The following is a 13,266-nucleotide window of genomic DNA, read 5'->3' as shown; positions in this document are numbered from 1 at the left end:
CCCGCCACAGCCGGCTCGGGGGTCGGCGCCTGGGCCCGAGCCGCGCCGGCCCTGGATCGTCGGGGTGTCCGGCGCGTCCGGGACCCCGTACGCCGCGGCGGTGCTGCGCGGGCTGCTGGACGCGGGCGAGAGCGTGGACCTGGTGGTCAGCAGGGCGTCGCGGCTGACGCTGCTGGACGAGACGGGGATCGCGTTCCGGGACGCGCACTGGCGGGAAGACCTGGGGACCTGGCTCGCGCGGGGCGCGGACGGCAGGCCGGACACGTTCGCACCGGACCTCTCCGGGGTGCGGCACTGGACCGCGGGCGACCTCGCCGCGGGGCCTTCCTCGGGGTCGTATCCGGTCAAGGGAATGATCATCGTGCCGGCGTCCACGGCGGGGGTGGCCGGGGTGGCGCTCGGTCTGTCGAAGGATCTGCTCCAGCGCGCGGCGAGCGTGACGCTCAAGGAGCGGCGGAAGCTGGTGGTCGTCGTCCGCGAGACACCTCTGAGCGGACAGACCCTGAAGCACCTGGTGGCACTGGACGAGGCGGGCGCCGTCGTACTGCCCGCCTCACCGGCCTTTTACGCGGGGGCGACGCACATCCAGGACCTGGTGGACTTCGTCGCCGGGCGGGCGCTGGACGCGGCGGGGGTGCCGCACCGGCTCTACCGCCGCTGGGAGGGGGAGCTCGGCGGCTCTCGCGGGGACTGACGTCAGTACGGAGAGCCGTGGGCCGAGATCGGGGGCTGCTCCGGTCAGCGCTTCTTGGCGTGACGCGAGGCGCGGGCGGCCTTGGGGGCGCGCGGAGCCGCGGCCTTGTGGGCACGCGAGCGATCGGCCAGCTCCTGCAGTGAACGCATGTGTGCGTAAGCCATCTCGATCGTGTACATGAGTGAAACTCACTCCTAAGCTTTCGTGGTTCGAAGGACTATCGTCGATTGTCTGAGAGATTCGCAGGGTCTCACCCCTGCATGCCTTAGATTCTACTACTTATTTTGCGAGCACGCTGAACAATGGAAGGCTCAAGGCATATGGACGCCGTGGACAGGCAGCTCATCCAGGCCCTCAGAGAGAACGGCAGGGCCTCGTACGCCGAGCTGGGCCGGCTCGTCGGGCTCTCCGGGCCCAGCGTCACCGACCGCATCAACCGGCTCGAAGCGGCCGGCGTCATCACCGGCTACCGCGCGACGGTCGACGCGGCCTCGCTCGGCCTCGGCGTTACCGCGCTCATCGGGATCTCGCTCTCGGACGCCGCCGACCACGAGGACGTGGCGCGCCGGATGAGCGACCTCTCGGAGATCGAGGACTGCTGGTTCATCGCGGGCGACGACTCGTACATGCTCAAGGTGCGGGCGGACAACGTCGACGGCCTGGAGAAGACGATCGGCCGGCTGAGCAAGACGGAGGGCGTGTCCAGGACACGCACCACCATCGTTCTCTCCACGAAGTGGGAGAACAGGGTGGGCGAACTCCCCGAGGAGTGAGGCCGGCGCGGCCCGGGGGCGAGGGGCGGGCCGCCTGGGGAGGAGGCCGCGCGGCCCGGGGAGCGACGCCCGCGCGGCCTCGTGACGAGGGCCGGGCCGCCCGTGTGGCGAGGGTCCAGCCGTCCCCGGGCGAGGCCAGCGTCGGACTTGTCCGACCGAGGGCGTACGCTCGTCTGGCCCGGTTGGTAGACGTATGGGAGGCGGCGGGATGACTGCATCTGTCCAGGATGTGGGCTTCAAGCGCGAGCTGGAGGAGAAGGTCCGCGCCGGAGAGCGGCTGAGCCGCGAGGACGGCGTCGCCCTGTACGAGACGGACGATCTCGCCTGGCTCGGCGGGCTCGCGCATGAGGTGCGTACGCGTAAGAACGGCGACGTCGTGCACTTCAACGTGAACCGCCACCTCAATATGACGAACGTGTGCACCGCGTCGTGCGCGTACTGCTCGTTCCAGCGCAAGCCGGGCGAGAAGGACGCGTACACGATGCGCATCGAGGAGGCCGTCCGCCTCGCGAAGGCGATGGAGGGGGAGAACCTCACCGAGCTGCACATCGTCAACGGACTGCACCCGACGCTGCCGTGGCGGTACTACCCGCGCTCGCTCAGCGCCCTCAAGGAAGCTCTCCCGCAGGTCTCGCTGAAGGCGTTCACCGCCACCGAGATCCACCACTTCGAGACGATCTCGGGCCTGAGCGCGTCCGACATCCTCGACGAGCTGATCGAAGCCGGTCTGGAATCGCTGACCGGCGGCGGCGCGGAGATCTTCGACTGGGAGGTCAGGCAGCACATCGTCGACCACGCCACCCACTGGGAGGACTGGTCGCGCATCCACCGCCTGGCGCACGAGAAGGGGCTCAAGACCCCGGCGACGATGCTGTACGGGCACATCGAGGAGCCCCGCCACCGCGTCGACCACGTGCTGCGTCTGCGCGAGCTCCAGGATGAGACCGGCGGCTTCCAGGTCTTCATCCCGCTGCGCTACCAGCACGACTTCGTGGACATGAAGGACGGCAAGATCCGCAACCGCCTTCAGGCCCGTACGACGATGGCCACCGGCGCGGAGGCGCTGAAGACCTTCGCCGTCTCCCGGCTGCTCTTCGACAACGTGCCGCACGTCAAGGTGTTCTGGGTGATGCACGGCGTGCAGACCGCGCAGCTCGCGCTCCAGCACGGCGCGGACGACATGGACGGCTCGGTCGTCGAGTACAAGATCACGCACGACGCGGACAACTACGGCACGCCGAACAAGCTGGGCCGTGAGGATCTGCTCGACCTGATCCGCGACGCGGGCTTCCGTCCCGTCGAGCGGAACACCCGTTACGAGATCATCCGCGAGTACCCGGGACCCGACGCCGACCGGCGCGAGACCCCGCAGGCCATGCGGGTCTGAGGGGTCGTCACGTGGCGCTCATATTCGAGCTGGATCCGAAGGCCGACCGGTCCCTGTCCGACGGTGTCGTCGCGCTCTGGACGGACGTCTCCAACGGGGGCGGCGCCGTCGGTTTCATACCGCCGGTGACGGAGGCCGACGTACGGCCCGAGTGGCTGAAGCACCTCACGGCCATGGGCGAGGGCCGCGCGCGGCTGCTGGTCGGGTACGACGAGGAAGGCGCCGTCGCGGCGACGGCGTTCCTCACGTACAACACCCACCGGCTGATGCGGCACTGGATCTGGCTGTACACCGTGATGGTCCACCCCAGGCACCAGGGCAAGGGCTACGGCCGCGATCTGATGGCCGCGGCGGCCGAAGCGGCCTCGGACCCGGCGCGCGGGTTCGAGGGCATCGAGGCGATCCGGCTGACGTGCCGCGGCGGCACGGGCGTGGACCGGTTCTACGCGTCCTGCGGTTACAAAGAGGTGGGGCGCGTACCCGGCGCGATCAGGGTCGGGCCCGGCGACGACCGTGACGACATCGTCATGCTGCTGCCTCTGGCATGACGCTGCCGTACCAGTGAGCGCTGCCGTACCAGCGAGCGTTCGAAGACAGGAAGAGAGAAGGCCCGTTGTGACCACTGCGAAGCCAGGCGCCACCGTCCGCTACACCTTGATGCGCTTCGCCATCTTCGTCGGCTGCTTCGTCGTGGCCCTCGCCCTGGTGCAGTTCGGCATACTGCCGAAGGGGCTCGGTGACTCCAACTTCATCTGGCTGCTGCTGCTCGCCATCGTCATTTCGGCGCCGCTCAGTCTCGTCCTGCTGCGCAAGCAGCGCGACGAGATGTCGGCCCAGATCGTCGGCAAGGTCGACGGCGCGAAGGCCCGGCTGGAGGCCAACCGGTCCCAGGAGGACAGCGCGGCCGAGTAGTTGGCCCGCCGCCCCACGCACATCACCACGACAGCGCCCCGGCCCGAGCCGGGGCGCTGTCGTGCGTGTCGGCGGCCCGACGCCGTGCGGCCCGGTGCCCGTCCGCGCGTCTCACCCCAAGGCGATCTTTGAGTTGGTCAAAGTTGAAGTGTTAATGTGTCGACATGAAGACAGCAGCGCGCCCTCGCCACGGCATGAGCATTCCGCTCGTGGCGCGCCTGCATGTCGATCTCTGCCGCTGCATGTCCGCGGTCTGTTGCCGCACGGCCTGACCCTGGCAGCATGCGGCGCCGTACGTCTCACAACACCCCCCAGCGCACGGGCGCCGCCACCCCGTCCCCGTAGGTCCCCGATTCGTCATGTCTGGAGTGTGTTCGTGTCCGCGAACTCCGCACCGCCCGCTTCCGCCGGTTCCGAAGCGTCCGAGGGCTCGCCGGGATCCGGCAGATCCGGCTTCCGCATACCGCGCGTCCCCTTCTGGGCGCAGATCGTCGCCGGTCTGGCGCTCGGTGTCCTCCTCGGCTGGCTCGCCCGCAGCCAGGACATCCACTGGCTGTACACGACCCTGGACGAGGTCGGCAGCATCTTCGTCCAGCTGCTGAAGCTGGCCGTCGCCCCGCTGGTCTTCTTCGCGATCCTCGTGTCGATCACCAACCTCCGCAAGGTCAACAACGCGGCGAGGCTCGCCTCCCGCACCCTGCTCTGGTTCATGATCACGTCACTGATCGCGGTCGCCATCGGCCTGCTGATCGGCCTGATCACCAACCCGGGCGCCGGTACGGGGCTCACCCCGAAGGACGGCCAGCTGCCGAAGCACTCCGGCTCCTGGATCGACTTCCTGACCGGCATCGTGCCGACCGACATCATCACGCCGTTCAGTGAACTGAACGTCCTGCAGATCGTCTTCATGGCGGTGGTCGCCGGTATCGCCGCGCTCAAGCTCGGTGACCGTGCCAAGCCGATCCTCTCCATCAGCGAGGCCGTGCTCGAACTGCTCCAGAAGGCGCTGTGGTGGGTCATCCGCCTCGCCCCGATCGGCACCATCGGCCTCATCGGCTTCGCCATCGCCGACTACGGCTGGGACCTCATCGGCAAGTACGCGACCTTCACCGCCGACGTCTACATCGGCTGCGCGCTGGTCATCTTCGGTGTCTACCCGCTGCTGCTCGCGACGGTCGCCAAGGTCAACCCGCTCCAGTTCTACAAGGGCGCCTGGCCCGCGCTCCAGCTGGCGTTCGTCTCCCGCTCCTCCGTCGGCACGATGCCCGTGACCCAGCGGGTCACCGAGCGGCTGGGCGTTCCGAAGGAGTACACGTCCTTCGCCGTGCCGTTCGGCGCGACGACGAAGATGGACGGCTGCGCCGCGATCTACCCGGCGCTCGCCGCGATCTTCATCGCGCAGATCTTCGACGTACAGCTGGGCATCCAGGACTACCTGCTGATCGCGTTCGTCTCGGTCGTCGGCTCCGCGGCCACCGCCGGACTCACCGGCGCGACGGTCATGCTGACGCTGACCCTCTCCACGCTGGGCCTGCCGCTGGAGGGCGTGGGCCTGCTGATGGCCATCGACCCGATCCTGGACATGATGCGGACGGCGACGAACGTGGCCGGCCAGATCGTCTCCCCGCTGATCGTCGCGGCGCGCGAGAACATCCTCGACCGCGTCAAGTACGACTCGGCCTCGGCGTCCCCGGTCGACGACCTCGACCGTGACGAGTCCGTGCACGAGACGAAGGTCCCGGTCGCGGCCTGACGGTCCCGCGCTGGGCTGTCCGGCCCGGACGGTTCGACGCCGGGCTGTCCGGCCCGGACAGTCCGGCGTCCGGTTTTCCGGCCTGACGGTCCCGCGTCCGGCGCCTCGCCGCTGCGCGCCGCAGCCCCTGACGGGCCCCCTCCTCCGATCATCGGAGGAGGGGGCCCGTTCGCGTTCCCGGTCAGCTTCGCCCGCCTTTTCCTGACCGGGTGCCAGTCCTTCCGCCGGAGTCATAGGCTTGCCCGGCGCCGGGGGGCGACGGAGGCGCGAACCGCGCTTCCCTGAAGGAGCCTTCGAGCGGATACGTGACGGATCCCTGTCGGGGGGGGAGTTCAGAGAGGCCGGGATGCTTGAATCTCACGACCCGATCCCCGCGCCACCCGATCCCCTTGCGCCACCCGATCCTTCGCGCCACCGGACAACCCGTGTCCCCCCACCGCCCCCTTCACCTCCCCCACCGAGACGAGGAGCCGCACGTGCCCGCTGCCGTGCCCGCCGATGGCCTGCCCGTACAGCTGATCGAGCCCGAGAAGCTACGTGTCGGCGGGGTCGTCAGAGAAGTGGCCGTACGCCCCAACACCCCGCAGGTCCTGCGCGGTTCACTGGCGGACATCCCCTTCGACAACGCCTGCGAGGAGCCCATGGCGGCCGTCATGAGCAGGAAGCGGCGGCAGCGGACCACGGCGGACAGATGGGCGGAGGTCCCCAAGGGGTCGAAGGACGACTGGGAGGACGTCACGGCCGTGCAGTTCGCCGACGACGTCCGCGCGGTCGCCAAGGGGCTGATAGCGAACGGGCTGCGGCCGGGCGACCGGCTCGCGATCATGGCGCGCACGACGTACGAGTGGACCGTACTCGACTTCGCCTCCTGGGCCGCCGGACTGGTCACCGTCCCCATCTACCCGACCAGCTCCGCCTTCCAGGCCCGCTGGATCCTCCAGGACTCCGGGGCGGTCGCCTGCGCCGTCGAGGACGCGCAGCAGGCGCAGCTGATCGGCCAGGAACGCTCGCAGCTGCCCGGACTCGACCACTTGTGGATGTTCGACGGGGGTGCCATGGACGGGCTCCGCCAGGCGGGCGAACACCTCCCCGACGAGGCCGTGCTGGAACGCCGTGCGGGCCTCACCCCCGACTCCATCGCGACCCTCATCTACACCTCGGGCACCACGGGACGTCCCAAGGGCTGTGTCCTCACCCACGGCAACTTCTTCGCCGAGGTGGACAGCGCGATCCAGCTCCTGCACCCCGTCTTCAAGTCGGTCAGCAAGGAGCCCGCGTCCATCCTGCTGTTCCTGCCGCTCTCGCACGTCTTCGGCCGCATGGTCGCGATCGGCTGCCTGCGTGCCCGCGTACGGCTCGGGCACGCGCCGTCCATCAGGACCGACGACCTGCTCGCCGACCTGGCGGGCTTCCGGCCGACGTTCATGCTGGCCATCCCGTACGTCCTGGAGAAGATCTACAACACGGGCCGCGCCACCGCGGAGAAGGCCGGCCGTCTCTCGTCGTTCGACCGCGCGGCGCGGATCGCCAGAAAGTACGGCCAGTCCGTGGAGGAGGCCGAGCACGGCACGGGTCCCGGGCCGTCACCCGCGCTGCGTGCGGCGCGTACGTTCTACGACCCGCTGGTCTACCGGCGGATCCGGGCGGCGCTCGGCGGCCGCGTGAAGCAGGTGATATGCGGCGGCTCCCCGCTGGGACGCCGCCTCGCGTCCTTCTACGCGGGGGCGGGCATCGAGATCTTCGAGGGGTACGGCCTGACGGAGACGACCGCCGCGGCGACCGTCACACCGCCGCTCAAACCCCGTATGGGCACGGTGGGCTGGCCGCTGCCCGGCACGTCCGTATGGATCGCCGACGACGGCGAGGTGCTGCTGCGCGGCGGCCAGGTCTTCCGCGGTTACTGGGACGGCGTCCGGAGCGAGGCCGTGCTGCAGACGGAGGCGGAGACGGAGAACGGCGGCGGCTGGTTCGCGACCGGTGACCTGGGCGCGCTGGACGACGAGGGCTACCTCACGATCACCGGCCGCAAGAAGGACGTCATCATCACGACGGGCGGCAAGAACGTGGCTCCCGCGCCGCTGGAGAACTGGCTGCGCGCGCATCCGCTGGTGGCCGAGTGCCTCGTACTGGGCGACAACCGCCCGTACATCACGGCCCTGATCACCCTGGAACCGGACGGGCTCGACCACTGGCGGCAGATGAAGAAGAAGCAGGACGTGCCGCTCGGCGAACTGGTCAGGGACGAGGAGCTGCTGAGTTCCCTGCAACGGGCGATCGACGAGGCGAACAGGCTGGTGTCCAGGGCCGAGTCGATACGGCGCTTCCGCGTGCTGACGGTGAGCTTCACGGAGGGGAGCGGGCATCTGACGCCGTCGCTGAAGGTGCGGCGGGCGGCGGTCACGGCGGACTTCGCCAAGGACATCGAGGAGATGTACACGACGCGCTGAGGTGAGCACGTCGGGCGCCGGGTGTGTGGTGCGTCGGTGGCATGCGGTGCCGGGTGTGGGGCGCCGGGCATGCGGTGCCGGGTGTGCGGTGCCGCGTGTGGCGCGTGGTGTCGGGTCTGCGGTGCCGGGTGTGCGGTGCCGCGTGTGGCGCGTGGTGTCGGGTCTGCGGTGCCGGAGGCGTTGCGCGTGGCGCCTGACGTCCGGCGCGTGGTGCGTGGCGCGGAAAGGCAGGAGCCCTGCGTCTCCCACCCGAGTGGGGGACGCAGGGCTCCTTGGGTACTGCGTAAGTCGTTCGCGATCGCCGACCCGGTGGCAACTAGGCCGGGGTGACGTTCTCCGCCTGCGGGCCCTTCGGGCCCTGAGTGACGTCGAAGTTCACGACCTGGTTCTCCTCGAGAGAGCGGAAACCAGACGCGTTGATCGCGGAGTAGTGGACGAAGACATCCGGGCCGCCGCCGTCCTGGGCGATGAAGCCGAAGCCCTTTTCAGCGTTGAACCACTTGACGGTTCCGGTAGCCATAAGCCCTCCTTGGGCCAAAGGGTTGCCCTGCTCCAGAACCTGCAAACAAGTCTGAAAAACAAAAGCCTGCGGGTCACATGCTCCGCAGGCTCTGTACTGCAAGGGAAACCAAACTGCAACTTGCGAGCGAGCCTAGCACGCAGCTCAGGCGCAGCGGTAGAGGGAAAGATCACTTCACCCGGACGTTTGACGAGCTCCTCACCCGCTGACGAACCGGCCGCCGGGCCGGCCCCCTGATCAGGCCTCTGACCAGGGAGGGAACCGTACCTGCGAGCCGACGGCGGACCAGGTGCGCGGCGGCTTTCCCACGACTCCCGGCAGTCCCCCGGACAGCTCTGGTCCTGGCCTGTCACCGGCCCCCGCGATCGGCCGCCGCGCCTCCGGGGCTAGCCTCGCCCATGTGGACAGTCCCGTAGAAAACGCAGCAGCAGCCGCAACAGAAGACGCGGCGACAGGAGCGGCACCGAGCGCGACACCCCGCGCGGGCGCCACCGGAGCCGCTGAGGCCGCCGGAGCCACCGCCGCCGGAGCCACCGTCCCCCGAGCTGCCTCCGGCGACGTCACCGCCGCCGGAGCCACCGCCGTCACTGGAGGCGCGCACCGGCGCGTCCGGCCGCGGGTCGGCCATATCCAGTTCCTGAACTGCCTGCCCCTCTATTGGGGTCTCGCCAGGACCGGCACCCTTCTCGATCTGGAGCTGTCGAAAGACACTCCCGAGAAGCTGAGCGAGCAGCTGGTCCGGGGCGAGCTGGACATCGCGCCGGTCACCGTCGTGGAATTCCTCCGCAACGCGGATCAGCTCATCGCCTTCCCCGATCTGGCGGTCGGCTGCGACGGACCCGTGATGTCGTGCGTGATCGTCTCGCAGCTCCCGCTCGAACAGCTGGACGGCGCGCGGGTGGCTCTCGGCTCCACGTCCCGTACGTCGGTGCGGCTGGCCCAATTGCTGCTCGCGGAGCAGTACAAGGTCACGCCGGACTACTACACCTGCCCGCCCGACCTCGGCCTGATGATGCAGGAGGCCGACGCGGCCGTCCTGATCGGCGACGCCGCCCTGCGCGCCTCGCTGCACGACGCGCCGCGGCTCGGCCTCCAGGTCCACGACCTGGGGCAGATGTGGAAGGAGTGGACGGGCCTGCCGTTCGTCTTCGCCGTGTGGGCGGCCCGCAAGGACTTCCAGGAGCGCGAACCGCAGATGGTCAGGAAGGTGCACGAGGCGTTCCTCGCGTCCCGTGACCTCTCCCTGGAAGAGGTCGCCAAGGTCGCGGAACAGGCGGCGCGCTGGGAGGCATTCGACGCGGAACTGCTCGAACGCTACTTCACGACGCTCGATTTCCGCTTCGGCGACGAACAGCTGGCAGGCATCAGGGAGTTCGCACGCAGGACGGGACCGACGACGGGCTATCCGTCCGATGTGCACATCGAACTGCTCAAATCCTGACTCCGCGGACTCGGGTAATGTGTCGCTCCCCAGCAGTGGAAGCGACCGAGGAGGTGGGACCCATCACCGCTGTATCAGCAGGCCGGGTGCTCCCTTCTCACGCCCGTACGGTCCGCCGGACGTACATCCGGACATAGGTGACCGGGGGAGTGCCCTCAGGCAGTCCCGAAAGGTTTCCATGTCTTCTCACCAGTCACCCCTCGCGCGCTCCGGCATCATCGCGCGACTGCGCGCCGCCGGCTGCGTATTCGCGGAGGACGAGGCGCGGTTGCTCCTCTCCGCGGCGAGCGATCCGGCCGAACTCGACGCCATGGTGGACCGGCGTGCCGCCGGTCTCCCGCTCGAACACATCGTCGGCTGGGCGGAGTTCCACGGCCTGCGGATCGCGGTGGACACCGGGGTCTTCGTACCCCGGCGCCGCACCGAGTTCCTCGTCACCCGGGCCATCGCCCTCGCCCCCTCGGGGCCCGGCGCCGTGGTCGTCGACCTCTGCTGCGGCTCCGGCGGCGTGGGCGCGGCGCTGATCGCGGCCCTGGACAGCCCGGAGCTGCACGCGGCGGACATCGACCCCGCCGCCGTACGCTGCGCCCGCCGCAACATCACCGAGGCCCGGGGCCAGGTGTACGAGGGCGACCTCTACGACCCCCTGCCCGGCCGACTGCGCGGCCGTGTCGACATCCTGGTCGCCAACGTCCCCTACGTACCCACGAAGGAGATCGTCCTGCTCCCGGCGGAAGCCCGCGAACACGAAGCGCGGGTGGCCCTCGACGGCGGCAAGGACGGACTCGACGTCCTGCGCCGCGTAACCGCCGAAGCGGCCAACTGGCTCACGCCGGGAGGCCACTTGCTCTTCGAAACCAGCGCCCACCAGGCCGCCCAAGCCCTCACGGCGGTGACCAGCGGCGGCCTGACCGCCCACGCGTGCACCTCGGAAGACCTGCCGGCCACAGTCATCACCGGCACCCGCCCGGCCCCCTGAACGCCCGAATCCGCCTTACCCGTTGGGGCGGATTGCGTCAGCGGATCCGCCATAGCCGTTGGGGCGGGTGCCGTCGGCGGATGCCGTCAGCGGTTGACGGACTGGATTTCCTGGACGTTCATGTCCTGCGTCGTCTCGAACGTCCCGCTGGGCAGCGTGTCGCCCGAACCCCCGGACCCCTTCCAGGTGATCTGCCAGGTCACCGACGCCTTGAGCGAGTACGGCGCGCCCCCGCTCGCGCGCAGGTAGGTGATGCCGCACGGCGGGTTCCGCGCCGCGCTGCCCTCGGCGTACGGAGTGCCGATGCTGCCGTCCGCGTTGATCTCGCACTCGCCGGAGGCGGGTGACGTCTCCGCGTCCGGGGTGCCCGGGTCCAGATGCAGGCTGACCGGTTTCGCGGTGGTTTCGGCCCAGAGACCGGTGTGAGGCAACTCGGCGCGGACGGTGACCTCCTGGAAGGTTCCCTTGTCCAGCCACACCCAAGTAGGCAGGTTCACCGTGGACTTCGCGGCGGGCTTCAGCTCGATCTCGGTGTCCGGCACCCGGATCTTGTCGTAAGCGAACTCCGCCAGCGTCTTCGCGGTCGGCGCGTGCGGGACGTCGGGGATCCGTCCGGGAGCCTGCCAGAACATGATCCGGCCGCAGTCCCACGACGCCGGGGCGCTGGGATCGGGCGCGACACTGCGCCAGAAGTAGCCGCCCTTGCCGATGTTGTAGTCCTTGTAGCCGTCGGCGGTGCTGTACGCGTCGTCGAAGTTGTGCCCCGGCTTGCCGTCCTGGTAGTGGTCGGTCCACAGGGACTTGCCGTACCACGACTCATGGATGCCGACGTCACCGCTGCCGTCCGTCCTGTCCACGAACGCCTTGAGCTGCTCGGGCGTGAAGACGGGCTCGTACCAGCACGCGGGTGGCTCCCAACTGCTGTCGACCGGAGCGAGGTTGCCCTTCTTCCCGGTCCCGCCGCTGCCCCGCACCTGCCGCACGGTGATCCGGGAGTGCGAGGCGTAAGCGACGAGGTCCTGGTCGTGGGCGCCGCCGCCGGGGCCGCTGGGGTTCGAGCTCTCAGTGTCGGTCTCGTCCCCGAAAGCGTAGGCGGAGTGTCCCGCCGCGACGAGCAGGATCGCGGCTGCCGCCGACGTCATGACCGCTCTGCGGATGGACCGCACCTTCAGCACCCGCCTCGTTTGGTCTCGACTGTTGCCGTCTTCCAGACGCCCTCGGGGTTCTTCGTCACCCCGGTCATGTAGAGCACGTGGGGATTGACACCTTTGGGGGTGCCCTTGACCGCTCCGGTCTTACGGTCTTTCGTGGAGCCCTGCCCCTCGTCCATGCAGTAGAAGAGCGTGGCGCGCTGCTTGCTCAGGAAGTCGACCTTGGGGTCGGAGATGATGGCCTTTCCAATGAGGGTCACGTTGTCGTCCATGTAGTCCTTCACGTACGCACGGCCCGTCGTCAACGCGTTGCCGCTGCTGTAGAACTCCATGGGGGCTGTCGTCGGCTGGTCGGCGATGATGGCCGCGTGAACGGCGCGGAGCCGTTCTTTGCCGTCGTTCATGACGGCCTGCTTCTCCGGGTCTGTGCTGGTCCAGCCCTGGAATTCCATCTGGAAGGTCGCCGGCAGCGAGATCTCCGGGCGGCCGTCGCTCGGCGCCGCCGAGCGCGATGCCGACGGGCTGCTCGATGTCTGGTCCACCCCCTTGACCTTGTCCGAGGAAGACGCGTCGCCGCCGCCACCGCACGCGGTGAGCAGCAGCGCCGCGCCGGTGGCGAGCGCGGTGGTGACGGGCAGGGCGCGGCGGTTCACGGTTGTTCTCCCCCTGGGTTCAGCGGCGTTCAGGATCTGGGCAGTCGAGCCTGCGCAATCGAGCCCGCGCAGTCGGGAACGAAGCTACCAGCGGACCGTAAAGGCCCAGAGGGGCTGCCGTGACAGGGGCGTGTCGTTCGAGGCGCGGCGTTGTCCGTGCAGGCGTGCAGGCGTGCAGGTCACTCGGCCGGATGCCCCACGGCTAATCCGCCTTGCCCGCGCCCGTCCCGCCGCCGGAGCCGCCGTTGCCCTTGTCCTCGACGGCTTTGTTGATCTCCTTGGTGAGGTCGTCATCCAGCTTCGTGAACTCGCGTACGACCGCGTCGGACATATCGGCCAGCGCGGTGAGCTGCTGGCTGATGTCCTCACGGCCGTCTTCCCAGTTCGACTCGAAGACGTCGAGAGCGTCGTACACAACCTTGTCGCCGACATCGTCGCGGTAGGACTCGAAGAGCTTTTTCGTTCGGTCGAGCCGCGTCTTGATGGAACGCAGCCGGCTCCCGAAGTCCTCAAGCTCGCTGAGTGGGAGTACGAGATCGCTCTTGCCCTTGCCCAT

General features: G+C 69.1%; 13 protein-coding genes. 9 read left to right on the top strand and 4 right to left on the bottom strand.

What is annotated here, in order from left to right:
• The first annotated feature begins 55 nt into the window (after window positions 1–55).
• From ACIP6N_RS09850 to ACIP6N_RS09820, 7 genes are all read left to right on the top strand, one after another.
• A complete protein-coding gene (locus tag ACIP6N_RS09850) occupies window positions 56–694 on the top strand; it encodes a UbiX family flavin prenyltransferase (RefSeq protein ID WP_401814434.1) in 639 nt (212 codons plus the stop codon).
• Between the two features lie 320 nt (window positions 695–1,014).
• Window positions 1,015–1,467 carry an Lrp/AsnC family transcriptional regulator gene (locus ACIP6N_RS09845; RefSeq protein ID WP_401814279.1) on the top strand — a complete coding sequence of 151 codons (453 nt, stop codon included), beginning with the start codon at window positions 1,015–1,017 and terminating at the stop codon, window positions 1,465–1,467.
• A 208-nt stretch (window positions 1,468–1,675) separates the two neighbouring features.
• Window positions 1,676–2,854, top strand: a complete 1,179-nt coding sequence (gene mqnE, locus ACIP6N_RS09840; RefSeq protein ID WP_401814277.1) for an aminofutalosine synthase MqnE — start codon at window positions 1,676–1,678, stop codon at window positions 2,852–2,854.
• Window positions 2,855–2,865: 11 nt separating this feature from the next.
• Entirely contained in the window at window positions 2,866–3,402 is a 537-nt protein-coding gene (locus ACIP6N_RS09835; RefSeq protein ID WP_401814275.1) for a GNAT family N-acetyltransferase, read from the top strand.
• Window positions 3,403–3,469: 67 nt separating this feature from the next.
• The gene (locus tag ACIP6N_RS09830; protein ID WP_401814273.1) at window positions 3,470–3,766 is read left to right on the top strand and encodes a DUF4229 domain-containing protein; all 297 of its coding nucleotides are present in this window, start codon (window positions 3,470–3,472) and stop codon (window positions 3,764–3,766) included.
• 376 nt (window positions 3,767–4,142) lie between these two features.
• Complete coding sequence (locus tag ACIP6N_RS09825) at window positions 4,143–5,519, top strand: dicarboxylate/amino acid:cation symporter (RefSeq protein ID WP_401814271.1); 1,377 nt, start codon at window positions 4,143–4,145, stop codon at window positions 5,517–5,519.
• A 476-nt stretch (window positions 5,520–5,995) separates the two neighbouring features.
• Window positions 5,996–7,966: an AMP-dependent synthetase/ligase gene (locus ACIP6N_RS09820; RefSeq protein ID WP_401814269.1), complete on the top strand. Its 1,971-nt coding sequence runs from the start codon at window positions 5,996–5,998 to the stop codon at window positions 7,964–7,966.
• Window positions 7,967–8,282: 316 nt separating this feature from the next.
• On the opposite strand, the gene ACIP6N_RS09815 is transcribed toward ACIP6N_RS09820, so the two are convergent.
• Window positions 8,283–8,486 carry a cold-shock protein gene (locus ACIP6N_RS09815; RefSeq protein ID WP_003967102.1) on the bottom strand — a complete coding sequence of 68 codons (204 nt, stop codon included), beginning with the start codon at window positions 8,484–8,486 and terminating at the stop codon, window positions 8,283–8,285.
• A 628-nt stretch (window positions 8,487–9,114) separates the two neighbouring features.
• Here ACIP6N_RS09815 and ACIP6N_RS09810 point away from each other — a divergent pair.
• Together ACIP6N_RS09810 and ACIP6N_RS09805 are read left to right on the top strand one after the other, a co-directional pair.
• Window positions 9,115–9,927, top strand: a complete 813-nt coding sequence (locus ACIP6N_RS09810) for a menaquinone biosynthetic enzyme MqnA/MqnD family protein (protein ID WP_401814432.1) — start codon at window positions 9,115–9,117, stop codon at window positions 9,925–9,927.
• A 178-nt stretch (window positions 9,928–10,105) separates the two neighbouring features.
• A complete protein-coding gene (locus tag ACIP6N_RS09805; protein WP_401814267.1) occupies window positions 10,106–10,906 on the top strand; it encodes a putative protein N(5)-glutamine methyltransferase in 801 nt (266 codons plus the stop codon).
• Window positions 10,907–10,992: 86 nt separating this feature from the next.
• Here ACIP6N_RS09805 and ACIP6N_RS09800 read toward each other — a convergent pair whose 3' ends face one another.
• From ACIP6N_RS09800 to ACIP6N_RS09790, 3 genes are all read right to left on the bottom strand, one after another.
• Entirely contained in the window at window positions 10,993–12,048 is a 1,056-nt protein-coding gene (locus tag ACIP6N_RS09800; RefSeq protein WP_401814265.1) for a hypothetical protein, read from the bottom strand.
• Window positions 12,049–12,074: 26 nt separating this feature from the next.
• Window positions 12,075–12,710, bottom strand: coding sequence for a hypothetical protein (locus tag ACIP6N_RS09795; RefSeq protein WP_401814263.1), 636 nt, complete (start codon window positions 12,708–12,710; stop codon window positions 12,075–12,077).
• 202 nt (window positions 12,711–12,912) lie between these two features.
• Window positions 12,913–13,266 (bottom strand): hypothetical protein, encoded by a 354-nt coding sequence (locus tag ACIP6N_RS09790; RefSeq protein ID WP_401814261.1) that lies wholly within the window; start codon window positions 13,264–13,266, stop codon window positions 12,913–12,915.

This window comes from Streptomyces sp. NPDC088725, from assembly GCF_044751305.1.
Classification (GTDB): Bacteria; Actinomycetota; Actinomycetes; order Streptomycetales; family Streptomycetaceae; genus Streptomyces.
The sequence above is the reverse complement of the archived record's forward strand: the minus strand, read 5'-3'. Positions and strand labels throughout refer to the sequence as shown.